Here is a 25,691-nt window from a genome sequence, read left to right as displayed (position 1 = left end):
AGAATAATGTGAAACAAATCAAAGAAAATCAGCCCATGCATAGGGCTGATGTTTCATTTCTAAGGCTCTCGCCTGAGGTATTTATTTAGCTGACTGGCCTTCTACACTCTTTGCAACCATCAAGAGCTCTTCCTTCGATAGATCACTTGAAGAAATCAAGTAGTCCACTCCGTCAGATGTCCATGAAAGGGATTGATCTGTGAGAACCCCAACTGTCATGCCAAGGTCGACTGGCTCACCGTTCATTGTCACAGGCGTAGATGCTTCAGCGACTCTCGCTTTTTCCTGAATGAGTGTGAAGGATTTCTTTCCGCCATACGTCATGACATAACGCTTACCTGCATCTGTCATCATTTCTTTCTCTTCCATCTTCTTCACACCCTCTGGCATGTCAACTGGTGTTTTCACCGTAAAGCTGTCAGATGGGTCTGCACTTGTGGCAACATCCATTTGAGAGAGTGTCATGTTTTTCTTCTCATCAAATGCATCTTTGTCAAAGGATTTATTGAATTCAAAGTGAGAGAATTCCACTTTCACCATTGGCTTTTTGTCGCTATCCAGTACTTTCACACTGGCAGGCGCCATTGTTTTTTTATGAAAGGTAATCTCTTGGGTAGGCAGCATTTGGTTGTGCTGATAATTGGTTTTGGTTTCAAACACATACTTTGAATCTTTCGCTTTGAACTGAGCGGCACTGTCATTTTTAATGTCCTTCACGAGTGACTCAAATAAGTAGACCTGACTGCTATTATTTGGCCAATCACTGTGGAAACGGAAGCTCTTGTTCAATGAAGGTGTCAGCACAAACACACCATTGCCATTTCTTAAAATGACTTGACTCTGATCCTTTTTCGGATTTTCTAAATAGACACGGTAAAGTTCCGGCTTCTTGTACCAAATTTCTACTTGATACTCCTGCGGGTCATTTCCTGTCTCAATGGTCATTTTTGCTTTGGCTTTGTATGATGTCATTTCCCCTGCCTTTTTGTTTAAATCTCCAACGATATCCTGCTGAGATTTTTGACCGCATGCGGAGAGAATCAGTACAAAAAGGATTCCCGTTACAAGCAAAACAAAGCTTTTTCTCACCCTTTTCAACCCCTTCGTTAATTGTGTTAAAAGGAAGAAACCGCTTGTTTGACTTTAACAGTACGCCTCAAGAGTTAACTGCGTACCGCGAACCATCAAAGCCTGTTAGCAACTCGCCCTTCCTTATCGCACTACCCAATATATGAAGGGGGGACAAACAATATGCAGACTAGCTTGACAACCTTTCAATTAAAACTTGTGCAGCAGCATATTCTTTCGTGTGAGTGATGGACACGTGAACCTGGTCACCCTTCGTCTTTTCGCTTTTGATGAAAGGTTTTCCAAGTTCGTCTTTCTGGATCTCCATATCATGAAAGCTTAAATGCCGGCTGATTCCCGTTCCGTATGCTTTAGCGAAAGCTTCCTTTGCTGCAAAACGTCCTGCCAAAAATTCCAGCTGCCTCTTTTCACTGAGTGTGTGAAAGATGTCTTGTTCACTTAACGTTAAAATCCGTTCTGGTAAACGAGGCTGTCTACTAAGCACGCGCGCGAGCCGGTTGATCTCTACTATATCAATACCTATTCCTTTGATCATGAGGTACCTCCTATGAGACTCGTACTAATTTGGATGTTCTCTTCATAAACGTGTTACTATAAACTTACCATTATCTAGTCAAAAGGGGTTTGTTATGTTTATTCGAACGGAGAGCTTTCAACAATTTATTAGATCGTATCCAATCGTCACAACGATCCTTGCTTTGCAATTTGGTCTATGGCTTCTATTTGCGCTTCCTATCCCTCTTATACAGCTTGGTCACGACCATCTCGTCGGTTTCAATTATGGTGTAGCTACTGGAGAATGGTGGCGGCTCGTCACACCTATTTTCCTTCACGGAAGTCTGACCCATATTTTGTTCAATTCTATGTCTTTGTTCTTATTCGCTCCAGCGCTTGAGCATTTGCTTGGGAAGGTTCGATTTCTCATTATCTATCTTGGTGCAGGGTTCATTGGCAATCTCGGAACCTATTGGGTGGAGCCTTTAGAGTATGTACATGTCGGCGCGTCTGGTGCGATCTTCGGTTTGTTTGGCGTTTATTTATACCTTGTTCTATTTAAACCGCATATGATGGACCGCGGCAATTCTCAGGTGATCTTAACGATTCTTGCCGTCTCTGTCATCATGACGTTCGTCAACTCGAACATCAATATCATGGCTCACTTATTTGGATTAATCGGCGGCATGCTCCTAGCACCTCTTACGCTATTTTTCCATTCAAAAAAAAGACGCTACTAACCTCATAAAAAATGTCGATCACTCCTATTAACAGGAAGCGGATCGACATTTTTTGTTTAAGAAGATTTATTTTTTTCATACGAATACCAATCCATTACACGTGCTGCATCTTCTTCCTCAAGGTGATGCACACCAAAGGAATCAAGCAGCGCAGAGGATTTCACAAAGGTGTGAATACTCGCCACTCGGCCTTTCTTTTGGAAGAAAGATTGCGTCATCGTATAGTTTTGCATTCGTTTTCTCAAGACAATGCCAGTGGTTTTGCCAATGCCTCTTGATGTCAGTTGAATCAATGGATCTTTGATCGTATAGCCTGATTGTTTATAAGCTAAATAACCAAAAAACAAAGCAATAGGCAGCGGAATGAGTGCCAAATACCCCCATGGCGGGAAACGGACAGATAGGATTACGCCGACAAGTAATGGCACAAAGCCGAAAGAGATCAGGTAGCGCTTGAGTGAACGCTTTGGCACCTTTTTCAGTTCAGCTTCTGGCGCCAAATGATAATCATCTGTGAATTGAGAGAGCAGTTCGTTGATTTTTTTCTTCCGAATCAGTGGAAATAAGACGGAAGAGGTTTCTTTTTCTGTAATAGAACCTCCTGCACTCACAAGCATCACCGTCGCAAAGCCAAAGGGTTCACGAAGAATATTTTCTTTGATTTTCACTGCTTGAATTCTCGCAAGCGGAATGGTCATTTGATGCCTCTCAATGAGCCCTCTTGTGATGATGATGTCTTTCCCTTTTCGTTTTGCGGTAAAATTCGCATATTGAAGGGCTGTTACCCCAACACTAAGAATCCAAGCAATCAATACGGCAATAAATATGAGAATCGCATAAATCTCAACACTCGCATGACTTAAAAAAGAAAACCGCTTGAGGAAACCGTCCAAAGGAAGAATTTCATCTATTTGTGTGTAAATGGCGAGGCACCCAGAAATAATGACTCCGATCCCGCTGGAAGTGGTCGCAGCCAAAAGCAGCTCTGGTACACCCATTCGGTAGGAAACATTGATTTCTTTTTCTACAGGTTGCTGCGCTGTCAGAGGATCATGCGGGACATCCCCATTTTCATCCACTTCTTCTTGCTGCAAGCTTTTCTTCCGGTTGAAAATCGATTGCTTTAATTGTTCCGCTTCTGCTTTTGTAATCGCCGTCAGACTCACTTCCGGACCGTCTGTTCCGCCAGCTGTTTCGATTTGGACCCGCACCAAACCAAAAATCCGTTGGAAGATACCTTCACTTGTATTCACCGTTTGAATTCGCTCTAACGAAATATATTTTTTCTTTTTTGTGATGACGCCCGATTCCACGCGAAATTCATCCTCTTCCATCCGGTAGGTAAATCGTCTCCATGCTAAAACGGTTGAAACAGCTTTCCATAAAAGAAGCACACCAAGAAAGATAAATGCATAAAAACGAATGCTCGAATTCGAGTTCACAAAAATAAGCACGAAAAAAGGGATAATGAAGTTTTTAATCATGGATACGGCATCTGATATAAAATCAATGAACATCGAGATTGGATGTACACGTTTTGGTTCAGACATCATCTTCCGTCACCCTTGCTAAACGAGATATGTAATCACGAAGCTCATCTGCTTCTTCTAATTCTAGCGCAGGTATATCATGAACTGTGGCAGCAGTCGATATTTGAACAGATGCCAAACGGTAGCGCCTTAAGAGCGGCCCTTGTGATGTATCGACATGCTGGACACGCACCATCGGTACAATCACACGTGTAACGCGAATGAGTCCATGCTGAATTTCAATTTCATTTTCGAATACTTCGTAGCGCCAGATGCGATGACGTATTTTCGGTATAAGCCAGATGCCAAAAATAACCTGCAAGACCCATAAACCGGCGAGGATGGCGCCAATCCAATATGGCCATTGAAGATAATAACTAGCAACAAATACCCCAATGATGATGAGTAAGAAAATCAATGAGATAATTCCATTTTGAAGACGCCATACCTTTAAACCATTTAAACTAATTTGACGTTGCGGCTGTTTTCTCACATTCTTCCCCCATTCTCTTACTTTTCTATCAATATATTACGAAAGAAAGCCTAAAAAGTTTCAGTAAACCTGTTAAAAAAAGCGAATCCTGCAAAGGATTCGCTTTAGATTGTTGACAAAGTGCTAAAATGATGTTGATTTTAGCACTTTGTCTTCTTTTCAGCGTGATAGAAAACCTTTGAAGTCTAGGAAGGGCGAGCACTGGCGCGGAGCGAATTGAACATTCGTGAGCACCAGCGCGCAGACCTGACAACGAATGCGAGGGTTTGTCTACACACTGAAGCGAATCCTGCAAAGGATTCGCTTTTGAATTAGCTATTATAAGATTTCTTTTGACGGCGATCGCTAGAAGAACGATTGCGGTCATTTGAAGAACGCTTTTTATCACCGTAAGATGAACGACTTTTTCCGCGATAGCCGCCTCCGCCGCCACCGTCTCTACGTTTAGAAGAGCTGCGGTTGTTACGATTGCGTTTTGAAACCATTGGTGCTTCATCTGTCAAACGAACAGGCGTTGCATCTGGCTCTTTTGTCATCATTTTGATGGCAGCCGCAACCACTGTGACAGAATCATGATCTTCTAGCAATTCAGCAGCAGCTGTCATGTAGAAGTTTAAGTTGTTTTCACTGATGATTGTGCGCAGACGATCAATGGTTACTTGTTGTTGTCCTTCGATTGCCTCATCTAGTGTTGGTTCTTTCATACGATCCATTTTACGTTTAGTTGTTTGCTCGATCGCACGAAGCATATCTTTTTCACGCGGTGTGATAAATGTCACCGCCATACCTGTACGTCCAGCACGTCCAGTACGTCCAATACGGTGTACGTAGCTTTCTGGATCTTGTGGTACGTCAAAGTTATACACGTGTGTTACGCCTGAGATATCAAGTCCACGTGCTGCAACGTCTGTTGCTACAAGCACATCGATTGAACCTTCTTTGAATTTACGAAGCGCAACCATACGTTTCGCTTGAGTCAAGTCACCATGAATTCCTTCAGCTGTATAACCTCTAAGGTTAAGTGCTTCAGTCAATTCGTCAACGCGGCGTTTCGTACGGCCGAAGACAATTGAAAGCTCAGGTGATTGAATGTCAAGAAGACGAGTCAATGTATCAAACTTCTTACGCTCATGGATATCCAAGTAGAACTGTTGGATGTTAGAGACAGTCATTTCTTTCGCTTTTACTTTTACGTGTTCTGGGTTTGTCATGAAACGTTCTGCAATGCGCTTAATTGGTGCAGGCATTGTCGCAGAGAATAAAAGTGTTTGGTGTTCACTTGGTACATTTGAAAGGATCGATTCAATGTCTTCGATGAAACCCATGTTTAGCATTTCGTCTGCTTCATCAAGCACAACAGTTTCAACATTTTGAAGACGCATTGTACGACGGTTAATGTGATCGAGTAAACGTCCTGGAGTCCCTACGATGATATGAGGATTTTTCTTGAGCGAACGGATTTGGCGACCGATATCTTGTCCACCGTAAATCGGAAGTACACGCGCACGCTTGTCTTGTCCAATTTTGTATAGCTCTTCAGATACTTGAATCGCTAATTCTCTTGTTGGCGCAATGATAATCGCTTGGATATTTGGAGACGCTGGGTCAATTTTTTCTACAAGAGGAATACCAAACGCTGCAGTTTTTCCTGTTCCTGTTTGTGCTTGTCCAATGACATCTTTATTCTGAAGACCGAGAGGAATTGTTTCCGCTTGAATCGGTGTTGCTTCTTCAAATCCCATGCGGTTAATAGCTTTCATGAGACTTTCGCTTAATTGAAAATCTTGAAACGTTATAGTCAAATTATTCAAACTCCTTCTAATTGCTGTTTCAGTAATCTCGTGAATGATCATTAAAAACTGCCCTTACCCGAAAGGACAGGTCCATTATATACAAAGCCCGAATTACCCTACCTTATATCTTACCATTACACTATTTGTTTTTCAACAAGACAGAAATGGATATATCTACTGTTCCACAATGACAGATTCACCATCACTTTGATCGCCATCCATCCATTTCCACTTTTCGAACAGTTGAATTTTTCCGTTATCCAACTGCTTAGGTGTAGAATTGCAAGACCCGCTTCTCATGCTGCCGTCTTTGCTGACATGGTGGTACCTAAAATGAAGTGTTCCATCCTCATTTACAGTTCCTACAAGTACACCAGATACAATACTGCCGCCTTGATATGTGCCCGTTAATATATTCCCGTCCTGACGATATTGAAATATGGTGCCTGCCGATACTTCTCCGTTACTCGAATTAGACTGCGGGACAAAGGTTTTTCCGTCGTATTGAAACAACCGAATCAGCCACCTTTTCTTTCCTATTGTACCATAGGCTTGTCACTCATTCGACAAAAATGATGCAATTTTTAACAAGTGGGATTCAATTTATATTAGTTTAGCCACATTTTCGCTTTTCTATAGATTAAATTGTTTTTTTTAGAAATTGCTCTACTTTTTCAAACAATTGCTGTGCACACGGCTCGTGACAAACATGATGTTTACAGTCAGGTAAATAAAACACTTCTTTCTGACGAGACGGGATTTTATGATCAATAAATTGTGCACTTGAAGCTGGCACAATCCCATCGCTTTCCCCTTGAACAATTAACACAGGGAGGTGTAGTTTCTCAAGGGAGCTCTTCGTTTGCTTCACCAGCTTCATAAATTCAACAGCGGCTGACAGCGGTGTGCTCGTTAGCTTATGACGGTATCTATCATACAAAGGGTTCGTATCAATCAGCCCAGACAATGATTCTTTCACCAACTGCCTTGTGTCTTGAATCATTTGTTTTGGATTCACATATTTCGCCGCAGCACTTAAAAGGACGAGACGAGCAACTGGATACTTCGCTGCAAGATAAGAAGCAATCATTCCTCCCATGGAAAACCCGATCAAAAAAATGGTATCACATGTTCGGTAAAGAGAAAGAAGTTCTAATTCAGCTGTCGCAATCCATTCTTGATAGAGAATACCTTTTAGCTGAAGTTCATCTCCATGTCCCGGAAGCGTGACAGACTGAACGTTCCAATCTGTCTTCTGCTTTAAATATTGCGCTAGCGGTTCCACTTCATAGGGGGCGCCAGTGAATCCATGTATACATAGACAGCCAATCATTCTGTCACCTTCTTTGCCGCTCACTTTTTATAGCGCAGTAATGACTTCTTCTAATCTCATGCCGCGTGAGGCTTTGACGAGAACAACATCGTCAGGACCTGCTACATCAGCAAGTTTTTTCTTCAGTTCCTCTTTGTCCATAAATGAGAACACGCGCGCATCACCGAATGATTTCTTTGCTCCTTCAGCGATGAATGCACCTAGGCGGCCATACGTCATCACATGATCAATGAATTCAGGCTTGATGTAGCGGCCTAGTTCATAATGATACGTTTCTTCCTCGCTGCCCATCTCAAGCATGTCTCCAAGTACAAGAATCCTATTTGCAAAGCCGTCCATATCTCCTACAAGATCAATGGCAGCTTTCATGGAAGTAGGGCTTGCATTATATGCATCATTGATAACAGTGATTCCTTTTTCCGTTTTAAACAGTTCAAGACGCATCCCTGTCAACTTTGTTTGCATGAGTCCTTGGGCGATTTGTCTTTCATTCAGTCCGAAATGCTGGCCTATGGCAATGGCAGCAAGGGCATTCTTTACATTATGTTTCCCTAATACAGGAATGAGAAACCCCTGGGCATACCCTTCGACCTGAAATTCAGTTCCTTCTGCAAGCTGGTTGATATGCGTTACCTTGATATCACAGTCCTCTGCTTCTCCAAAGGTTTTCACTTGCTGCGAAAGTGCAGTCGCTCTGTCGCGGATCAAAGGTTCATCTCCTAAATAATAAAAGGTACCATCCTTTTTTAGCCCTTTTGTGATCTCACATTTTGCATCAGCAATGGCTTCTCTTGATCCTAAATCTTGCATATGAGATTCTCCGATATTGGTGATGACTGCTGTTTCAGGCTCAGCTAGGTTTGACAAGAACTCGATCTCGCCTTTTGCACTCATGCCCATCTCCAAGACAGCTATCTCTGTACCTTCTGGCATCGCAAGAATAGTGAGCGGAAGACCAATATGATTATTAAAGTTACCGTCTGTTTTATGAACTTGATACGTTGTTTGTAAGACGGAATGAATCATATCTTTCGTTGTCGTTTTCCCGTTACTTCCTGTAATACCGACAACACGAGGGTTTTCTTCTTTTAAATATGATTTTGCCAATTGCTGCAGTGCTGCCAGTGTATCGTCGACAAGAATGACAGGTACACCGAACGGTGGATTGGCTTCTTTTTGATTCCAAAGAACGGCTGCGGCTCCAAGCTCCACTGCTTTAGAAGCAAATGTGTGACCGTTAAAATGTTCTCCAATTAAGGGGATAAACAATGCACCTTTTGATACTTTTCGTGTATCTGTCGTCACTCCGTAAATTTGCTCTTCGCCAAAAGCTTGATTAGATAGTGTCCCACCAGCCATTTGGGCGATTTGATTCACTGTACGTTTGATCATAATTTTTTCGCCTCTCTTTCTCATTTCACGTTTGAAGGAAAAGAGACACTACCTAAGGATAGTGTCTGCTTGTTGCTCACATTAAAAAGTCGTTTTAATGGTTTGTTTTTCTTGATGGCGTTCAATTGCAAGTGACACTAGCTTTTCAATTAGCTCTGGATACTCTACACCAGTGTGCTTCCAAAGAAGCGGGAACATACTGAATGGTGTGAATCCAGGCATTGTATTCACTTCATTGATCAACACTTCGCCTTTTTCTGTGAGGAAGAAGTCTGCACGTACAAGACCAGAACCATCTAGGGATTTAAATGCCTTAATCGCCATATCATGAATCGTCTTGTATTCATCTTCTGACACACTCGCAGGAATGATCAAATCTGTATCGCCATCTTCATATTTTGCTTTGTAGTCATAAAAATCTGTTTTAGGTGCAATTTCACCAACGACAGAGCACTTCGGCTCGTCATTTCCTAATACACCTATCTCGAGTTCTCTTCCTACGACGCCTTCTTCTACGACCACACGACGATCATATTGGAAAGCCAAGTCGAATGCGGTTTGCAGCTCTTCTTTGCTGCGGCATTTGCTTATTCCAACACTTGATCCCATGTTGGCAGGTTTCACAAAGCATGGATAGCCAAGTACTTGTTCTACCTGTTCTAAGCTGTCTGCTGTGGCTTTCTCATAGTCTTTTTTATTGAAGGAAAGGTGCTTTGCTTGTGCAAGTCCTGCTTGAGCAAAAACATCTTTCATCATGACTTTATCCATACCCGCGGCAGAAGCAAGAACGCCGTTGCCGACATACGGGATATTTAGCAGTTCAAGTAATCCTTGCATCGTTCCATCTTCACCATTTGGCCCGTGTAATAATGGGAAGACAACATCAATCTTCTCATCAGCGGATGCAGGCTGTGGAAACATGCTCTCATTTAAAGAAGTTGGTAAAAACGTCTTTGCGCTCTGTTCAAATTGAAGCATTCTGACGTTTGATACTGGTTCAGTGAGTTTTTCTCCTCTTAGCCATTCGCCCTCTTCTGTAATATAAATTGGATGTATATCGAACTTCTCAGTGTTAAGTGCTTTTGTAACTGCAAGGGCTGTTTGCAGTGATACATTATGTTCGGCTGACTTTCCGCCGTAAATCAATCCTAAACTTATTTTCAATGGATACTCCCCCCACTAAAATTCATCTTTACTATCTTATCACTTTCAAGCAAAAATGCTCTAATTAATTTTTGTTGTTACGGAATTGAAATGATTTGTAAAGTTGTAAGCGCCTCCCGAGCATTTGTATGTCATTCGCTTTTATTTTATATTAAAATGACATTGAAAAGGAGTTGTGACAAATTGAAAAAAATCACAAGTACTGAACAATTCAATGAAATCATTCAATCTGACAAAGAAGTCATCGTTAAATTCTTTGCAACATGGTGTCCTGACTGTACAAGAATGGACATGTTCATTCCAGACATCTTAGAGGCGTATGCTCACCATGAATGGTTTGAAATAAACAAAGATGATTTCCCTGAATTAGCAGAAGCGTATCAGGTCATGGGTATTCCAAGCCTGTTAATTTTCAAAAATGGCGAAAAAACAGGTCATTTACACAGTGCAAACGCAAAATCTCCTGAAGAAGTGACAGAGTTTCTTCAAGGGCACGTTTCTTAAATCGTGAAACGAAGGACATCAGCAAACACTTGCTGGTGTCTTTTTTTCTCCACCTCTTACATCAAATCTCTTCATAAGACGAATTGTTCAGTCAAAACGTTTCAATGAGCGAAAGAATGTTTTATATAGATGCTTCTCTTACGACAAGAAATGACAGAAATTATTTCCTGGGAAAGAATGAGCGTCGACTAGGCTTCGAATTTGTCGATTACGTGAATTTTCTGAATATAATCTTTACTTCCGGCATTGTGCTTTGTATAATAGAGGTGCTAATTGAAAATGATTATCAATTTCATCTATGTGGAATCCTATAGACGTCTATTCTTATAAAGGAGCGATGAGTCACATGTCTAAGAAGAAAATCAAAACGTATCAGCAATTGATTGAAGAAAACAAGAAAGCCATCATGCGCGATCCTAAAATGATGGAAAGTATATACGAAACCATCGACAAAAAGCATCAGAAGCAGCTTGCAGCTGCTGGACGTGAATCATAAACATAAAGGGGAGCAGTCAAAGCTGGCTGCTCCTCTCTTTTGCCTTTTTCAACAAAAAAAGCCGATAAAATCTATGCTGTGATTTTATCGGCTTTTGTTTTAATGTGATTTCGCTACGCGGTCCTGCTTCATTCCTAAATAAATGAGCATATATGTGAGATAACCCATAGTCATTGTTAAACCACCGAAGAAGAACTGAGAAAAGACAGGCTCCTCAAATGTTGTGACAGCTGCAAGTATGATCCAGCTCGCATATAAATAAACCATGAACCATTTCATGTTTCTTTTAAGTGTATACAGAAAGAAAAGACCCGCTAACGAAAAGATCCCCAGCGCTAGTCTGAAATAAATAAGATGATCAAACTGGAAGGCAAAAGACACAAACGAAAACGACAGCAGCAACAAAATGGGTAAAGCCGTAATGAAATTTTTCACGATAGTGCCACCTCCAAGACTCCCTCTTATTATAAGACAAAATCAGCCGGTTATCGTGAAATGCAGACTCGTTTTCACAAAGATGTCACGAATTTTTCTTGTTATTTGACACAATTTTTACACATTTACATCACGCTTCCAAAAAAGAACCCAAGCCGTGCCAACAAAGAAAACAAAATGCGCCCCTACCATAAATAGAGAAAACAAAGGGCTCATGCCTTGGAAGGGCGGTGGTCCTTGAAAGCTGTACTGAGTAAAGTCTGTATTAGCAAAAAGCAGGATTTTCCCCCACTGATTTTCTAAAAGAGACATAATAGGCACAAGTGATTTAGCTGCATATAAAACAAAAAACGAGGTCACAAGCGCAACGAGGCTGTTCCTAAACAAGCTGGAACACATAAAAGCGAAGCTTGCCATCATCAACACTTCCACCCACTGAGATCCGATCACAGCAAATGTATGCTGAAATAATCGTCCCGTACTTTCGTCAAATGCAGTACCAAAGAAAATAAAGCCAAATAGGAAAGCAATGACATAATAAAAAACAAACAAATAAATGACCATAAGCACAAGAGTGATGTATTTTGACAGGAAAATTTGCAGCCTTGTTTTGGGCCGTATCAATAAAAACTTGATCGTTCTTTTTTGAAATTCTGTTGAGATCAAGGTCGCGCCAATGACAACCGCGAGCACCTGTAAAATAAACACGACGTTTGTGGAATAAGCAAAATAGTTGGCGACAGTGTCTTGTCCACCAAAGCTGGAGATGACTCGTTTCAACGCTAGAGCCATCGCCAATTGAAACACAACAATCAATCCAAGTGCAATGAACGTGATCTTTTTCCTCGTAATTTTCTTATGCTCATTCTTGATGAGTTGAAGCATCTGCCGTCCCGCCTTCCGTCCATTTCATAAATGCCTCTTCAATTGATGGCTTTTGAGGCGTCATTTCAAGTACAGCAAACCCAGCCAGAACAAGCTGTTTGTTCAGCTCAGGCACTTGGTCTTTGTTCAATTGAAGTAATACATGCGCTCCGTTTCGTTCATATGTATAGGCATGTGTATCAAGCCACGCAGCCGCCTTTTCCACTGGCTGAATATTCATGAGCATCTGTTCTTTCCCCTCTATGTCTCGAAGCATGGCACTGGCTTTGATCTGTCCTTTTTGAATGATGATCATGCGGTCACATAGCTCTTCAACCTCATGCAATAAATGTGTGGCGAATAATACGGATGTTCCTTCTTCTCTTACTAGCGTTTGCAAGTGCTCCCTGAATTCCTTCATACCTGCAGGATCAAGTCCATTTGTCGGTTCGTCTAAAATGAGCAGGTTCGGCTGATGTAATATGGCTTGTGCAATCCCAAGCCTTTGTTTCATCCCCAGTGAATATGTCTTCACCTTCTGATGAATGGCGTGCTCCAGACGAACTCTTTTCACCACTTCCTGCATTCGTTCCTCTGTCACTCCATCGTGCATCGCCGCATACAGTTCAAGGTTTTCGAAGCCTGTTAAATAAGAATAAAATTCGGGATTTTCTATGATTGCACCAACAGATGACATCGCTTGTAGGAAATCCTCATCCTGTGAATATCCATTGATCATGATTCGGCCATTGTTTTTTTTCATCAAGCCAACGATCAAACGAATCAAGGTTGTTTTTCCAGACCCATTTGGTCCTAGTAAGCCGACGATTTCCCCTTTCCCTATTTCTATAGATATATCTTGTAAGATCATTTTCCGGCCAATTCGTTTATCGACTTTCTCTACTTTTAGAACAGCAGATTCCAACGTGGTTCCTCCTTCTGATGTAAAACCTAAAGCGGCAAATAAGACCGCTCATTCTGTTAAAAGTATATCACGCAAGACAAGGGACTCCATGAAAAAAAGGGCTGATCGAGTCAGCCCTTCTTTTACATTACATGGATAGGTTCGGTGATGCTGCGTCTGTCTCGTGTTTTTTCTCCGTTTCTGTCACAATCACCGCACATGCGGCGTCACCTGTAATATTGACAACGGTTCTTGCCATATCTAATAAGCGGTCTATGCCAAGGATGAGCGCAATGCCTTCAACCGGCAGATTCACAGAGTTCAGTACCATAGCGAGCATAATGAGCCCAACTCCTGGCACACCCGCTGTACCGATACTTGCTAAGACAGCCGTTAAGACAACCGTCAGCATTTGGACAAGCGTCAGTTCAACTCCATACACTTGCGCGATAAAAATAGTCGCGACCCCTTGCATAATCGCTGTGCCATCCATATTAATGGTTGCACCAAGCGGCTGTACAAAGCTTGAAATCGGCTCCGGCACCTTCAAACGTTTCTGGGCTGTTTCCATCGAGACTGGGAGGACTGCGTTACTACTTGACGTACTAAATGCGACAACCATTGCTGGAGAAAATCCTTTGAAAAATGCCATCGGATTTCGCTTCGCTAAAATGGCGACAGTTGACCCATAAGTTAGGAAGAAATGCAGCACGAGCGCAACTAACACGACCGAGAAATAAAGGCCCATCGCTTTCATCGCATCAAATCCCTGACTGCCAATGGCAGTTGCGATCAAACCGAATGTTCCGTACGGTGCGAACTTCATCACTATGCCGACAAGGTACATCATTAATTCATTTCCTTGTTCAAACAGCTTTAGCAAACCTTCCGTCTTCTTCCCAAGCATGGCAATGCCAAGACCTAAAAATACACAAAAGACGATGATTTGAAGCATGTTTCCTTCAACTAAAGATTGGACTGGATTGGTTGGGATGATGTTGAGTAGTGTTTCTGCCATTGATGGGGCTTCCTCTGCGGAATAATCAGCTGCTTTCGTATCAAAATGACCGAATGCTCCCGGCTTGATTAATAAGGCTAATGAAATGCCAATGATGATGGCAAAAGTAGTAGTAAGCAGGAAATAAGTAATGGTTTTTACGCCGATTCTGCCAAGCTTTTTCGGATCACCTAGACCTGCTACACCTAGTGTGATGGAAAAGAATACGATCGGCACCACTAACATTTTAATCAGGTTTAAGAAGATTTGACCTAGAGGCGTAAATAGATAAGGGTCTAACACTTTGAATACATTTGGAGCAAAAATGTTAAGCAATAGTCCTGTGATTGCACCTACAAACAAGGCAATAATAATTTTCGTCGCTAGCTTCAATAAAATCTCCCCTTCCTCATCAAAAAAGACCCACAAGAGAGTTTTCTCGTGGGTCTTTGTTTCCATACACGTACCACTGTTTACTCTCTTCACGCCGATGAGGTTAGCTGACGGGTTAGGACGAAGAGATGTCCTTTTTTCTCACAGAGAAAAATTCACCCCAAAAACATGGGTCCCCCATTCCTTTAGAAGGATTAAGCGTGTGGTAATATGATATTTTCATACTATTTATACCTTATTTTCGGAAAATTGTAAACAGGTTCATATGAACTTTTTAATTACTTTCTTCCTTATTCGTGACCTCCAAAATATCTAAAATGAACACAAAGATCGGGATACCAATAATCAGTCCCCAAATGCCGATGTAGTGTTCAGAGAAGATCAGCACAACAAATGTGAAGAAGATAGGGAGTTCTGTTTTTGCTGACATGAGCTTCGGGTTTAGGAAATAGGCTTCAATGGCATGGATGATGACGATCACAAGCACGATATACAGGACATACATGCCGCCTCCAAGCGTATACGCAATGATGCTGAGTGGAATAAGTGAGATAACCACACCTGCCACAGGGATTAAGCCTAGCAAAAAGACCATGACCGCTAATCCAAATAATTGCGGGAATCCCATAATACCTAGCGCAATGGTTGTTAAAACACAGTTAACAGTTGCAATAATAAACTGTGCTTCGAGTACCTTTCCGAACGTTCTGGAAAATTTACGTCCAAAGAAGGCGATTTCGTTATAGAACACAGAGATTTTACTCGTTTTGAACTTGTTCATGAATTGAATGAGGCGTTCCTTTTCGAACAGGAAGAACATGCTTAATATTAAGGACATAATGACCTGGATACTGAACGTACTGAAATCAGTTAAGTATGTATAGAGGAAATTAAACCCTTTCTCAAAGTAAGCTGATATTTTAAAATCTCCGAATACGTTCGTGATGACATCAATGAAGGGTAAATCTTGTGGATGATCTGCAATTTTCTTTCCTAAATGAAATAGCTGCTCCACCTGTTTGGCGATGATTGGCACAAACACGAATCCGCCAACCGTCAATCCACCAGCCAAAAGAATATACAAAATGGTAATAACCGATTTCTGCCCTATTTTAAGGAAGCGACTTAAAAAGCCTCTAATGACCTCTTCTAACCGATTCATCAAAAAGGTGAATATGAAGGTCAAGAGAATTAAATTCATCATTCCTCTTAATAAATATAAGGCTGTGGCTAATACTACAAATACAGAAAACCGCTTAACACCGGGTTTTTCGAACAATTTTAAAAATGCTGCCATTTCGTTATACACCTGCCAGGACTAAAGTCTATTTTTCATTGGATCTGATATACATTATATCGGATCTTTCTGTAAATTATATAACAAAAGGTCAATGAGGTCTTACGATTCGCACTAAATTTATCAAGCTTTCATGTTTTTTCTTTTTTTACACAAGAAAAAACCGAACCCCATGTAGACATAAGGTTTCGGTTTTGGGTTGTTTTTATACTATACAGCTTGCTTTATATTGCGCATTTCTTGAAGGGCTGTTTTGCTCTTCGCTTCGTCAAATTCACCTTCACTTTTCGCCACAACAATTGTCGCGATTCCATTTCCAATGAGGTTTGTGATGGCTCTTCCTTCGCTCATGAATCGATCTACACCAAGCAGAAGTGCAAGCCCCTCTAGCGGAATGACCTGTAGTGCAGCGAGTGTAGAAGCCAGCACGATAAATCCGCTTCCTGTCACCCCAGCCGCTCCCTTTGATGTGAGCATTAGAACAAGGATAATGGTAATTTGCTGGCCGATAGACAAGTCTACACCAAACACTTGCGCTAAGAAGACCACAGCCATCGATAAGTAGATCGAGGTTCCATCTAAGTTAAAGGAATACCCTGTTGGGATGACAAGACCCACAACAGACTTAGAGCACCCGTAGCGTTCCATTTTATCCATCATTCTTGGCAGCACGGATTCTGATGAGCTTGTGCCAAGAACAATTAAAATTTCATCCTTGATAAATCGCAGGTAACCAAACAGGCTGAAGCCATACATTTTACAAATGATATTCAGCACAACGAAGATGAACAGGAACATAGTCAAATAAACGGAGAGCATCAGACTTGCGAGCGGTTTAATCGATGCCAAACCAAAGTGACCGATTGTATAGGCCATTGCCCCAAATGCACCAAGCGGCGCAGCACGCATGATATATCCAATGATTTTAAAGAAAACAAGTGACAGCTTATCAAGCCACTCAATGATTCCTTTCCCCTTCTCGCCAAGTGCAGCAAGCGCAACACCGAATAAAATAGAGAAGAATAAGACCTGTAAAATATCACCCTTTGCAAAAGCATCTACCATGTTAGATGGCACAATGTGTGTGACAAATTCCATCCAGTCGATACCCTGTCCCCCGTTTTGGGTATACTGTGAAACATCCCCTTTTTCAAGCTTGCTATAGTCCAGACCTGCACCTGGCTTCATGATATTGACGACAAAAAGACCGATGACCAAAGCAAGCGTCGTGACGACTTCAAAATAAATAAATGCTTTTCCCCCAACTTTTCCAACCTTTTTCATATCCCCCATCTTGGCAATACCAAGAACAATGGTTAAGAAAATAATTGGTGCGATGACCATTTTAACGGCATTGATAAAGGTGTCACCAAGCGGCTTCATTTCTTTTCCGACGTTTGGCCAAACCATCCCGACAATGATCCCGATAATGACAGCTGCAATCACCTGAAATGTCAGGTTCTTCAAAAGCCTCTTCATAAAAAATCAACTCCCTCACCCTTTGATGTAAACGCTTAACTGTTATCTGTAGCTAAATGATAGCGATTTCATCAAAGGCTGTGAAGCTTATGAACATATCGTACATTTTGGTCTTTTTGGTCTCTTAGTCAGAATGTACGATATATTTATTGACAGGCCGGCCTACCCCGCCATATTGCATATCTAATTTCAGCTCGCCTTCTTTCACTAAGAAGTCTAAATACCGGCGTGCCGTGACACGTGCAATGCCGAGTGCATTGGCAACTTCCTCTGCAGACTGCGGACCTTCCTGCATGCCCATATAGGCTTTAATTTCATTCATCGTATGCACATTCAGCCCCTTAGGGAGCCAAGTATCTTCCTGCTTAACAGCAGGCTTTCGTATGATATCATCCAGCATCTCCTGAGAAAATTCTGCTGCTGTGCGAATTTTAGATTTAAACGCTTTATAGCTTTCAAGTGATTCTTTCATACGTTCGAACTTAAATGGCTTGATGATATAATCTCGTGCACCATTTTGAAGCATGGTGCCAATCGTCTCTTTGTCCTTTGCCGCAGAAATAACGATCACGTCCACCTGTATCTTTTGCTTTCTAATGTCTTGAAGCGTCTTTACGCCATCTTTTTTTGGCATATATACATCGAGGACAACAAGGTCTGGACGAATTTCTTTGATGAGCTGGATGCCCTGCTCCCCATTACCTGCGATTGCCGCCACTTGAAAGCCAGGAACACTCTTAATGAACTCCTTATTCACTTCTTGCACCATCGGATCATCTTCAATTAATAGCACCTTAATCTGAGTCATCTGTCTCTCTCCTCTATGATCATTGGGAATTCGATTGAGAAGGTGGTACCAATGCCGATGCTTGATGTGACTTCTACATTTCCCACCCCTTTGTCGATAATCGTTTTTACAATATACAGGCCATAGCCTGTTCCGCCTTCTTTGCCGTGTGTGAAGCCTTTATCGAAAATATAAGGAATCATTTCCTCTTCAATCCCGGAGCCATTGTCTTCAATTAAAATCGCGAGGACATCCTCGGTTTGATCAATACTAATCGAAATGCATTTTGTGTCTCTTTCTACAGTATCATACGAAGCAAAGGCGTTCTCGATCAGGTTGCCAAGCAGCTTCGTCATATCATGTTGATCTAGACGCTCAGGGAAATCACACAGACAGCTATGTTCGTCTACTTCGACCTTTATGCCTAGCTCCTTGCCCCTTCTGATTTTGCTCATCAATAATCCCGCAACGGCATCATGCTGTATGACACGGTGAAGAAAGTCCAGCACATGTTCCTGTTCTTCCGTCGTTTGAAAGGCTAGATCGAGTGCCTGATCGGCTTTACCAAGCTGAATCAGCCCGGCAATCGTATGAAGCTTATTCATATGCTCATGATTTTGCACCCGTAGACCATCAACAAAGTTTTTGACTCCAGTTAACTCCTCTGCTAATTTTGCCGCTTCTGTCCGGTCCTGAAAAATGGCGACCGCTCCAATAATTTTCTTTTTCATGACAATCGGAATCCGGCTGCTCATAATCCGCTTTCCGCTCATATGAATTTCTTCATTATAGACAGGCTCAGCACGATCAATGATCTCTGGAAGTCTTGTGTCAGACAGCACATCCCAAATATTCCGGCCTACGACATCCCCTGTCACGCCAAAGATTTGCTTCGCCTTTTCATTAAAAATGGTGATCATGTGCTGATTATCAATGGCGATGACCCCTTCATTAATAGAGTGAAAGGTTGCGGTGCGCTCCTCTAGCATTCTGACAATCTCATGCGGCTCCAGCTTAAACATTTGCTGTTTAATATGACGAGCGAGTAAAAATGAACCTACAAGCCCAAAGCTGAGCGTCAGCAAAAGGATCATGAGGATATCCCTCTTCATTTCTCCTAATATATCGATCATACTTGGCAGCGTTCTCCCTACAAGGACGACCCCTGTTTGATTAAATTGATCATCCTTCACTGGATAAAAGGCTCTGATGGCGGTCCCAAGCTCTCCCTCTGCTTCTGAGAAATAAATATGCTCGGCAAAAGCAGGCTCTTCATCTGTCCCCTCCGAACGCTGGCCAATCCTTGCTTTCACTGGATGCGTTAATCTCACATGCTCCATATCCATGACGACAATGTAGTCAGCGTCTTGAATAATCCGAATCTCTTCGATGGCATGCTGTAATCGGTCACGTTTCTTTGTTTGATCAGCTAACGCCTGCTTTACCTCATTCATCTCCGCAACTGTTCTCGCTGTGTTCATGAGCCTTTTTCGAAGCTCTCGTTCCTCTGTTTGCTGGATTCCCCCAACAAGGACAATTCCTCCGATTAAAAGGGCGAAAATGACAACGAAATATGTGAGGATGGTGAGCTTCCATCTAATAGATAATTGTTGTAATTTCAATCGATTTCTCATCATTTTTTTCACCTGTATCTTTACGAATTCTTCCTCGGTCAAGTATGCTTGACATAAGGGGGATCGGACGCATGAAGAATTTACTCGCCTATACACTATTGCTCTTGATCGGTTTTGTAACCGCTTTATACTTTGGTTTCTATCATATGATGCCAAAAGCAGCGACGACCTTTGACGATGAACAGACAGGGCTGAAGGATCAGCTTGTGTTCAAATTTAGCCATGTCGTGGCAGATAATACACCAAAAGGACTTGCCGCAAAGAAATTTGCTGAGCTTGTGCACGAAAAATCCGATGGGAAGATCACCATTCAAATTTTCTCCAACGGAAGTCTTTATTCTGATATAGAAGAAATTAATGCACTCAAAGAGAATCAAGTTCAATTTATCGCACCATCTACCTCGAAGCTCGGCATGCTATCCTCTGAGTGGCTGGCACTTGACCTTCCTTTTGCTTTTTCTAATTATGATGCGGTTCAGGAAGGCTTGCACGGTGCAATTGGACAAAGATTGTTTGGCACCCTGCAAAAAGACGGGCTAAAGGGAATGGCGTATTGGACAAATGACTTTAAGCAAATCACCTCTAATAAAGGTCCAATCAAACAGCCTAGTGATTTAAAAAACCAATCTCTCCGCATTATGCAAAGCGACATGATTGAAAAACAATTCAAACTTCTTGGCGCAAAGCCCTATCAGGAATCGTTTAATTCGACGTTTCAGCTATTAGAAACAAAAAAAGTAGATGGTGAAGAAAATACCATTTCAAATATTTATTCAAAAAAATTCTATCATATACAAGACTATATGACGATCAGTAATCACGGGTATTTAGGCTATGTGGTCTTAACAGATCAATCCTTCTTTGATCGCCAGACACCTGAAACGAAACGAATTTTACTTGAAGCGATGGAAGAAACAACAGCTTGGAATGAAAAACATGCAGAACAGATGAACAAAGATCAGCTGGAGGACATTAAACGGGAATCGCAGATTGCCATTCATGAATTGACGCCAGCAGAAAGACAAAAATGGATGAAAGCCCTCGATCCTTTGTATGAGGAAGCCGAAAAAACTATTGGTTCTACCCTAATCAAACAGATTCGTGAGCTGCGTGCGCGTTATGAACATTCTCCGATCCATGCTTTTCAAGAAGAGGATCAGACCAAATAAAAAATCCCTTTGAGAAAGGGATTTTTTATGCACCAGATTCACTCTGTCCTTGCTGCGTGAGCTCTTCTAATCTTGAGACAATTCTTCGCTTTCGGTATTGCATCATGCCTGTTTCGGCAATACTTTTTAGTTGTGAGCGGTTGGAAACTGCGCCAAATAAAATCCCTGCTACTGGAACAAGCTGAAACAGTTTCTTCCAGCCAAATGAATCTCGGTAATTATAGACTACCTCACGCCATCCTTGGATTTGTGAGAACATGTTTTCGTGTTTCCCTTCGGAAGCATGATAGCTCCTGAGTTCTTTTAATATCGATTTCTTCCCAACCACATCAGCAGAGGTCAACTGTAAGCATTTTATGATGAAGACCCGCTCTTCCTTGTTTTTAGGATCATAGCCATAGGTGACGGCAATATCCTGTAATGTTTTAAGGGAGAGACCAAGTACCGCAGGAATATCTGCAGCCAGTGTAAACATACCACCGACACCCGTTGTCGCCCCTTGTACCGTGGCGAGATTCGTCCTATTTTTCCCCATATGTTCACTAATGGCATCCATGATTTCAATTGGAGCTTTTTCTATATCTTCTATACGCTGAATCGATTCGTCGGCACATTTCTTTTGAAATTGATGGATGATGCCTTTTTCTGATGTCAAATAGGCACCGCCTGATTGAATGTAATGCCCCATTTCATCTAGCAGCACACCGATTTTTTTCTGGATAAAGGCAGGCGTCAGCTTGTCCAGCATTTGAAATGGCAGGCGGCTGAGTTTCTCCCAAAACCATACCTTTTGCTGATCTTTCTCCCACTGTTCAATCTGCTTTAATTGTGCTTTTAGCCACTCTCTTTCCTCCATGCCTTTTTCCTCCTTAGATGCTGCTGAAGTATTTGTTTGTTATTATACACAATCCTTTTCCATCATACGTATAGAACATTGAATCGGTTTCGAAAGGTTTGAAACTTTTTCAAAACGGTTATTGCTTAATACACAAACAAAAAGAGGAGTGATCAACATGTTAGGATTTCTGATTTCATTAGTTGTGGCGATTGTCATCGGCCTTATTGGCAGTGCACTCGCTGGAGGTAGTGTACCAGGAGGATGGATCGGTTCAATGATTGCAGGACTTGCAGGTGCTTGGATTGGTCATGGATTACTTGGAACGTGGGGTCCTAGTTTGGCAGGCTTTGCGATCATTCCAGCAATCTTAGGTGCAGCGATCTTTGTCATCATCTTAAGCCTGATCTTCCGTAGTGTGGGATCAAGGGTATCTTAAAAAAACAAATAACAGAGGAAGCAGTAGGGACACCGTCTATAAAGGCGGTGTTTTTTATGTGTTGGATTGACAAGGTATCTATTTTTTTCACTTACATATGATAAACAAACCTATTAGTTCAGATAGTTGACTTTTCATGAAGATGGGCATATGATGATTAAAAATTGCATCAAGGAAACATTTTGTGCCCAAGCAAAACTTTGTAGAATCTAGGTGATGACATATGACAAACAAATACATCGAGGCACAGGCACACATGTCAGAGGCAGCTGAGCGTGCACTTGAAGGAAAAGTCAAGGGATTTAGAAGACTCCTTCCTTTTCTCGGTCCTGCTTTTATCGCAGCCATTGCTTATATTGATCCAGGAAATTTCGCCACCAACATTGCGGCTGGCTCCAAATATGGATATCTCCTTTTATGGGTCATTCTCATATCAAATCTCATGGCTTTGCTCATCCAGTCTTTATCCGCAAAGCTTGGAATTGCGACAGGCAAAAACTTACCTGAAATCGCACGTGAAGAGTTTCCAAAGCCCGTTTCGATCGGTTTATGGATTCAGGGAGAGCTCGTCATTATTGCCACGGATTTAGCTGAGTTTATCGGGGCGGCACTTGGTTTATACTTGCTCTTTCGAATCCCGCTGCTTGAAGCATCCATTATCGCGGCTATCGGTTCATTTGCGATATTGGAGCTGCAAAGACGAGGATATCGAGCATTAGAAGCAGGTATCACAGGCATGTTGTTCGTTGTCGTGATCGCTTTCGCTGTACAAACCTTTGTCGCCAAACCAGATATCGCAAGTGTCGCTGGTGGACTGTTCATTCCAAAATTTGATGGCGCAGACAGCGTGCTGCTTGCAGCTGGAATTTTAGGTGCCACTGTGATGCCTCACGCAATCTACTTACATTCAGCTTTAACCCAAAGAAGAGTCGTCGGCAGAACGGAAAAGGAGAAAAAGCAGATTTTTCGCTTTGAGTTTTTAGATATCCTCATTGCGATGATCGTCGCCGGGGCCATCAATGCCAGCATGTTGATTGTGGCAGCCGCTTTATTTTATAAAAATGGTCTCTTTGTTGAAGATTTGGATGTTGCGTTTCAGCATTTTGGTACACTCGCAGGGCCTGTATCAGCCATCTTATTTGGTGTAGGTCTGCTTGTAGCCGGACTATCCAGCTCTTCTGTCGGTACATTGTCAGGCGATATCATTATGCAGGGCTTTATTCAATACCGGATCCCGCTGTATGTTCGCCGGCTGATTACCATCATTCCTCCGATTGCGATTATTGCATCTGGAGTGAATCCGACCTCTGCGCTTGTGATGAGTCAGGTCGTCTTATCGTTTGGGATTGCTTTTGCTTTAATTCCGCTCATTTTATTTACAAGTAAAAAACGAATTATGGGTGAATTAACGAATGCCCGCTGGGTGACAGGAATATCTTGGGTGATAGCAGCTCTTGTTGTAGCACTTAATCTCTTCTTAATTGTAGATACGTTTATGTAAAAGACAGTGTTGAGCTGTCTTTTTCTTTCCATTTGGTTATGGTAGAATTCCCCTGAGAGGATGTGGGTACATGTTTGTTTATCAGGATCAAGAGATATCCATGCGGCTGCTTGAGCCAAGAGACGCAAGAAGTCTGTATTTGCTCATCCAGCGGTCGAGAGAGCATTTACGTGAATGGATGCTTTGGGTGGATTCAACACAGACAGAGGAAGACAGTATGGCGTTTATCCAAGGTGCGATGCAGCAAGCGATGCAGAACAACGGTTTTCAAGCGGGCATTTGGTCACATGGAGAACTTGTCGGCATCATTGGCACCCATCAAATTCATTGGATCAATAGAACCGTTTCAGTCGGCTATTGGCTCGGAGAAGGCCATCAAGGAAAAGGCATCATGACAAAAGCATGCCAAGCAGTCATTCGCTATTTATTTGAAGAGTGCGGGCTGCATCGTATTGAGATTAGGGCTGCTGTCGATAACCAGAAAAGCAGACGCATCCCAGAGCGATTATCCTTTTCGCTTGAGGGAATTTTAAGACAATGTGAATGGCTGGGCAATCGCTTTACCGATCATTGTGTGTACGCCCTTTTACAGCCTGAATATATAAAACAAAAAACGCATTCGATGAATCAGCCCACTTAATTGTGTCGATTGCATGAATTATTTTACAAAGTGAAGCTTTGTAGTATCCGTTGTGATCGGCATCTGATAAAATAGAAGGAAAAATCGAGGTATGATGTATGTCTCTTATTATTTTATTTTACTTATGGATTGTCCCTTTGTTATTTGGTATTTTCTTCTCCTTCCTAACAAAGAAAGCCACCTACAAACGCCGCTTTGTCCCATCCTATAGCATGATAGGACTCAGCATCGTTTTTCTCATTCTGGCACTCGTCTTTTCAGCCAGCCATTTTCTATTTATTTGCGGTATGTTCCTATTTGCCACCACCCTTGTTGGCACAGGCATTCCCTTATTCTTAGCCTTTGGAAAAACACCATCCTAAACAAAAACCACCTTTTCACGATGGAAAGGTGGTTTCTTTTTATTGAAGAGGCATTCGGTATGTCATTGTGGCATTTGGATGTTCTTCAATCGTCTTCATCATGTCTTGAAGGATCTCGGCTGCGCGATCATTTGAGTCATACTTGCCGAGCATCTTTGCCCAGGAAGTACTCCCCAAAATCATCCCTTCAATTTTTTTGCCGCTTACTGAGACTTCTTGGACATGAATCAGAGTTTGTTGGTTTTGTGTGAGGATCCATAGCATGGTTGTTATTCCCCTTTTCAATTTGTAATGACTTCTATTTGATTTCTTCTCATTTTAAGCTTTTTTAACTGATAATTCATTTGACCATTGATCATTCATTGAATTTTTCAGCATATATTAAATCTGATTCATTAGGTTCTTCCTTATACTCTTTCACATGACCATCTTTATCATATTTTATGTAAGTCATCTCTCGGCCAGCAATACATTCACACTCATACTTTTTATTTCCATTCTCAAAAAACTCCACTTGATATCCCTCTGTAGTGTTCTTCCTCATATACCCTATTTTTTTTCAAACTGCCATTTGGGTAAAACTCCACGTACTTCCCCTGTTTAATACCTTTCTCTACATAGAAATAACTTTCAACATGTCCGTTTTCGTACATATCATAGGCTAGTCCCGTAAATAGTTTTTCTTTCCCTCCTTGAGTATATTCTACAATCGCTAGTTCATAGGGTCCCCCATACTCTAGAGACTTTTCAAACTCAATACCACTTTCTACAACTAACTTCTTTGTCAATATATCATTCAATATTTAAAAACCCTTTCCGTTTCTATGTTTGAACAAAACAAAAAACAGCTGTAAAAAATTATATAATCCGTTTTCACTTGCTCATGAGGTGGCTTCTAGCACTTTCTTGATAATGAAAAATTCCTTC

The 25,691-nt window shown here is 41.7% G+C and carries 27 protein-coding genes, 1 pseudogene and 1 riboswitch; of the genes and pseudogenes, 8 read left to right on the top strand and 20 right to left on the bottom strand.

Translation table 11 applies throughout. From position 1 onward, the window contains the following. Positions 1-81: 81 nt before the first annotated feature. Together CKW02_RS02565 and acpS are read right to left on the bottom strand one after the other, a co-directional pair. A complete protein-coding gene (locus CKW02_RS02565; RefSeq protein ID WP_095117747.1) occupies positions 82-1,098 on the bottom strand; it encodes a LolA family protein in 1,017 nt (338 codons plus the stop codon). Between the two features lie 160 nt (positions 1,099-1,258). Then, a complete protein-coding gene (acpS, locus tag CKW02_RS02560; protein WP_003214420.1) occupies positions 1,259-1,624 on the bottom strand; it encodes a holo-ACP synthase in 366 nt (121 codons plus the stop codon). 94 nt (positions 1,625-1,718) lie between these two features. Between acpS and CKW02_RS02555 the strand changes: the two genes are divergently transcribed. After that, positions 1,719-2,324 carry a rhomboid family intramembrane serine protease gene (locus tag CKW02_RS02555; RefSeq protein WP_003214209.1) on the top strand — a complete coding sequence of 202 codons (606 nt, stop codon included), beginning with the start codon at positions 1,719-1,721 and terminating at the stop codon, positions 2,322-2,324. 56 nt (positions 2,325-2,380) lie between these two features. On the opposite strand, the gene CKW02_RS02550 is transcribed toward CKW02_RS02555, so the two are convergent. From CKW02_RS02550 to CKW02_RS02515, 7 genes are all read right to left on the bottom strand, one after another. Beyond that, on the bottom strand, positions 2,381-3,877 hold the full coding sequence (locus CKW02_RS02550; protein WP_034620218.1) for a PH domain-containing protein: 1,497 nt from the start codon (positions 3,875-3,877) through the stop codon (positions 2,381-2,383). Then, the gene (locus CKW02_RS02545; protein WP_003214135.1) at positions 3,867-4,346 is read right to left on the bottom strand and encodes a PH domain-containing protein; all 480 of its coding nucleotides are present in this window, start codon (positions 4,344-4,346) and stop codon (positions 3,867-3,869) included. Before CKW02_RS02545 ends, CKW02_RS02550 begins: the two co-directional genes overlap by 11 nt. Before the next feature lie 311 nt (positions 4,347-4,657). After that, positions 4,658-6,148, bottom strand: coding sequence for a degradosome RNA helicase CshA (cshA, locus tag CKW02_RS02535; protein WP_003214093.1), 1,491 nt, complete (start codon positions 6,146-6,148; stop codon positions 4,658-4,660). A gap of 165 nt (positions 6,149-6,313) precedes the next feature. Beyond that, entirely contained in the window at positions 6,314-6,652 is a 339-nt protein-coding gene (locus tag CKW02_RS02530) for an avidin-fold protein (protein WP_003213982.1), read from the bottom strand. 127 nt (positions 6,653-6,779) lie between these two features. Beyond that, positions 6,780-7,472 (bottom strand): alpha/beta hydrolase, encoded by a 693-nt coding sequence (locus CKW02_RS02525; protein ID WP_003214409.1) that lies wholly within the window; start codon positions 7,470-7,472, stop codon positions 6,780-6,782. 27 nt (positions 7,473-7,499) lie between these two features. Beyond that, complete coding sequence (locus CKW02_RS02520) at positions 7,500-8,864, bottom strand: UDP-N-acetylmuramoyl-tripeptide--D-alanyl-D-alanine ligase (protein WP_003214274.1); 1,365 nt, start codon at positions 8,862-8,864, stop codon at positions 7,500-7,502. An 81-nt stretch (positions 8,865-8,945) separates the two neighbouring features. Continuing rightward, entirely contained in the window at positions 8,946-10,028 is a 1,083-nt protein-coding gene (locus tag CKW02_RS02515) for a D-alanine--D-alanine ligase (protein WP_003214019.1), read from the bottom strand. 183 nt (positions 10,029-10,211) lie between these two features. Between CKW02_RS02515 and CKW02_RS02510 the strand changes: the two genes are divergently transcribed. Together CKW02_RS02510 and fbpB are read left to right on the top strand one after the other, a co-directional pair. Beyond that, the gene (locus CKW02_RS02510; RefSeq protein WP_003214131.1) at positions 10,212-10,532 is read left to right on the top strand and encodes a thioredoxin family protein; all 321 of its coding nucleotides are present in this window, start codon (positions 10,212-10,214) and stop codon (positions 10,530-10,532) included. Between the two features lie 346 nt (positions 10,533-10,878). Continuing rightward, positions 10,879-11,028, top strand: a complete 150-nt coding sequence (gene fbpB / locus CKW02_RS02505) for a Fur-regulated basic protein FbpB (protein ID WP_003214266.1) — start codon at positions 10,879-10,881, stop codon at positions 11,026-11,028. Between the two features lie 99 nt (positions 11,029-11,127). Here the strand turns inward: fbpB and CKW02_RS02500 are convergent, their stop codons facing one another. The 8 genes from CKW02_RS02500 to CKW02_RS02465 all read right to left on the bottom strand — a co-directional run bounded on the left by CKW02_RS02500 (position 11,128) and on the right by CKW02_RS02465 (position 19,821). Further along, positions 11,128-11,463 carry a hypothetical protein gene (locus CKW02_RS02500; protein WP_003214381.1) on the bottom strand — a complete coding sequence of 112 codons (336 nt, stop codon included), beginning with the start codon at positions 11,461-11,463 and terminating at the stop codon, positions 11,128-11,130. Positions 11,464-11,580: 117 nt separating this feature from the next. After that, positions 11,581-12,348, bottom strand: a complete 768-nt coding sequence (locus CKW02_RS02495) for an ABC transporter permease (RefSeq protein WP_003214257.1) — start codon at positions 12,346-12,348, stop codon at positions 11,581-11,583. Next, a complete protein-coding gene (locus CKW02_RS02490) occupies positions 12,326-13,252 on the bottom strand; it encodes an ABC transporter ATP-binding protein (RefSeq protein WP_003214395.1) in 927 nt (308 codons plus the stop codon). Before CKW02_RS02490 ends, CKW02_RS02495 begins: the two co-directional genes overlap by 23 nt. A gap of 127 nt (positions 13,253-13,379) precedes the next feature. Further along, entirely contained in the window at positions 13,380-14,621 is a 1,242-nt protein-coding gene (locus tag CKW02_RS02485) for a dicarboxylate/amino acid:cation symporter (RefSeq protein ID WP_034620244.1), read from the bottom strand. Between the two features lie 78 nt (positions 14,622-14,699). Next, positions 14,700-14,832, bottom strand: a riboswitch (cyclic di-AMP (ydaO/yuaA leader). Positions 14,833-14,895: 63 nt separating this feature from the next. Next, on the bottom strand, positions 14,896-15,918 hold the full coding sequence (locus CKW02_RS02480) for an AI-2E family transporter (RefSeq protein ID WP_050945541.1): 1,023 nt from the start codon (positions 15,916-15,918) through the stop codon (positions 14,896-14,898). Positions 15,919-16,128: 210 nt separating this feature from the next. Then, a complete protein-coding gene (gene dctP, locus CKW02_RS02475) occupies positions 16,129-17,397 on the bottom strand; it encodes a C4-dicarboxylate transporter DctP (RefSeq protein ID WP_003214472.1) in 1,269 nt (422 codons plus the stop codon). Positions 17,398-17,521: 124 nt separating this feature from the next. Continuing rightward, positions 17,522-18,205 carry a response regulator gene (locus tag CKW02_RS02470; protein ID WP_003214207.1) on the bottom strand — a complete coding sequence of 228 codons (684 nt, stop codon included), beginning with the start codon at positions 18,203-18,205 and terminating at the stop codon, positions 17,522-17,524. Further along, positions 18,202-19,821 (bottom strand): ATP-binding protein, encoded by a 1,620-nt coding sequence (locus CKW02_RS02465; protein WP_003214425.1) that lies wholly within the window; start codon positions 19,819-19,821, stop codon positions 18,202-18,204. The genes CKW02_RS02470 and CKW02_RS02465 overlap by 4 nt, the downstream gene beginning before the upstream one ends. A gap of 68 nt (positions 19,822-19,889) precedes the next feature. Between CKW02_RS02465 and CKW02_RS02460 the strand changes: the two genes are divergently transcribed. After that, complete coding sequence (locus CKW02_RS02460; protein WP_095117744.1) at positions 19,890-20,987, top strand: DctP family TRAP transporter solute-binding subunit; 1,098 nt, start codon at positions 19,890-19,892, stop codon at positions 20,985-20,987. Between the two features lie 25 nt (positions 20,988-21,012). Here CKW02_RS02460 and CKW02_RS02455 read toward each other — a convergent pair whose 3' ends face one another. After that, on the bottom strand, positions 21,013-21,843 hold the full coding sequence (locus CKW02_RS02455) for an EcsC family protein (protein WP_003214224.1): 831 nt from the start codon (positions 21,841-21,843) through the stop codon (positions 21,013-21,015). A gap of 157 nt (positions 21,844-22,000) precedes the next feature. Here CKW02_RS02455 and CKW02_RS02450 point away from each other — a divergent pair, with 157 nt between their 5' ends. The 4 genes from CKW02_RS02450 (at position 22,001) to CKW02_RS02435 (ending at position 24,764) form a co-directional block, all read left to right on the top strand. Next, positions 22,001-22,261, top strand: a complete 261-nt coding sequence (locus tag CKW02_RS02450) for a GlsB/YeaQ/YmgE family stress response membrane protein (RefSeq protein WP_003214275.1) — start codon at positions 22,001-22,003, stop codon at positions 22,259-22,261. 223 nt (positions 22,262-22,484) lie between these two features. Next, positions 22,485-23,762, top strand: coding sequence for an Nramp family divalent metal transporter (locus CKW02_RS02445; protein WP_003214137.1), 1,278 nt, complete (start codon positions 22,485-22,487; stop codon positions 23,760-23,762). A 70-nt stretch (positions 23,763-23,832) separates the two neighbouring features. Then, entirely contained in the window at positions 23,833-24,402 is a 570-nt protein-coding gene (locus CKW02_RS02440) for a GNAT family N-acetyltransferase (RefSeq protein WP_003213957.1), read from the top strand. Between the two features lie 98 nt (positions 24,403-24,500). Continuing rightward, on the top strand, positions 24,501-24,764 hold the full coding sequence (locus CKW02_RS02435; protein WP_003214365.1) for a hypothetical protein: 264 nt from the start codon (positions 24,501-24,503) through the stop codon (positions 24,762-24,764). Positions 24,765-24,803: 39 nt separating this feature from the next. Here CKW02_RS02435 and CKW02_RS02430 read toward each other — a convergent pair whose 3' ends face one another. Both CKW02_RS02430 and CKW02_RS02425 read right to left on the bottom strand, forming a co-directional pair. Then, a complete protein-coding gene (locus CKW02_RS02430) occupies positions 24,804-25,028 on the bottom strand; it encodes a hypothetical protein (RefSeq protein WP_003214145.1) in 225 nt (74 codons plus the stop codon). 91 nt (positions 25,029-25,119) lie between these two features. After that, a pseudogene (locus CKW02_RS02425) lies at positions 25,120-25,567 on the bottom strand (toxin-antitoxin system YwqK family antitoxin). Positions 25,568-25,691: the final 124 nt, after the last annotated feature.

The organism is Bacillus pumilus (assembly GCF_900186955.1).
In the GTDB taxonomy this organism is placed as follows: Bacteria; Bacillota; Bacilli; order Bacillales; family Bacillaceae; genus Bacillus; species Bacillus pumilus.
Note: the sequence above shows the minus strand (reverse complement) of the source record. Positions and strands in the feature narration are given on the sequence as shown.

Excerpts from the sequence above, each read along its gene's own strand:
- acpS (WP_003214420.1), bottom strand. The coding sequence starts at position 1,624 with ATGATCAAAGGAATAGGTATTGATATAGTAGAGATCAACCGGCTCGCG.
- CKW02_RS02555 (WP_003214209.1), top strand. The coding sequence starts at position 1,719 with ATGTTTATTCGAACGGAGAGCTTTCAACAATTTATTAGATCGTATCCA.
- CKW02_RS02550 (WP_034620218.1), bottom strand. The coding sequence starts at position 3,877 with ATGATGTCTGAACCAAAACGTGTACATCCAATCTCGATGTTCATTGAT.
- CKW02_RS02525 (WP_003214409.1), bottom strand. The coding sequence starts at position 7,472 with ATGATTGGCTGTCTATGTATACATGGATTCACTGGCGCCCCCTATGAA.
- CKW02_RS02520 (WP_003214274.1), bottom strand. The coding sequence starts at position 8,864 with ATGATCAAACGTACAGTGAATCAAATCGCCCAAATGGCTGGTGGGACA.
- fbpB (WP_003214266.1), top strand. The coding sequence starts at position 10,879 with ATGTCTAAGAAGAAAATCAAAACGTATCAGCAATTGATTGAAGAAAAC.
- CKW02_RS02495 (WP_003214257.1), bottom strand. The coding sequence starts at position 12,348 with ATGCTTCAACTCATCAAGAATGAGCATAAGAAAATTACGAGGAAAAAG.
- CKW02_RS02480 (WP_050945541.1), bottom strand. The coding sequence starts at position 15,918 with ATGGCAGCATTTTTAAAATTGTTCGAAAAACCCGGTGTTAAGCGGTTT.
- dctP (WP_003214472.1), bottom strand. The coding sequence starts at position 17,397 with ATGAAGAGGCTTTTGAAGAACCTGACATTTCAGGTGATTGCAGCTGTC.
- CKW02_RS02470 (WP_003214207.1), bottom strand. The coding sequence starts at position 18,205 with ATGACTCAGATTAAGGTGCTATTAATTGAAGATGATCCGATGGTGCAA.
- CKW02_RS02465 (WP_003214425.1), bottom strand. The coding sequence starts at position 19,821 with ATGATGAGAAATCGATTGAAATTACAACAATTATCTATTAGATGGAAG.
- CKW02_RS02460 (WP_095117744.1), top strand. The coding sequence starts at position 19,890 with ATGAAGAATTTACTCGCCTATACACTATTGCTCTTGATCGGTTTTGTA.
- CKW02_RS02455 (WP_003214224.1), bottom strand. The coding sequence starts at position 21,843 with ATGGAGGAAAGAGAGTGGCTAAAAGCACAATTAAAGCAGATTGAACAG.
- CKW02_RS02450 (WP_003214275.1), top strand. The coding sequence starts at position 22,001 with ATGTTAGGATTTCTGATTTCATTAGTTGTGGCGATTGTCATCGGCCTT.
- CKW02_RS02445 (WP_003214137.1), top strand. The coding sequence starts at position 22,485 with ATGACAAACAAATACATCGAGGCACAGGCACACATGTCAGAGGCAGCT.
- CKW02_RS02440 (WP_003213957.1), top strand. The coding sequence starts at position 23,833 with ATGTTTGTTTATCAGGATCAAGAGATATCCATGCGGCTGCTTGAGCCA.
- CKW02_RS02435 (WP_003214365.1), top strand. The coding sequence starts at position 24,501 with ATGTCTCTTATTATTTTATTTTACTTATGGATTGTCCCTTTGTTATTT.
- CKW02_RS02430 (WP_003214145.1), bottom strand. The coding sequence starts at position 25,028 with ATGCTATGGATCCTCACACAAAACCAACAAACTCTGATTCATGTCCAA.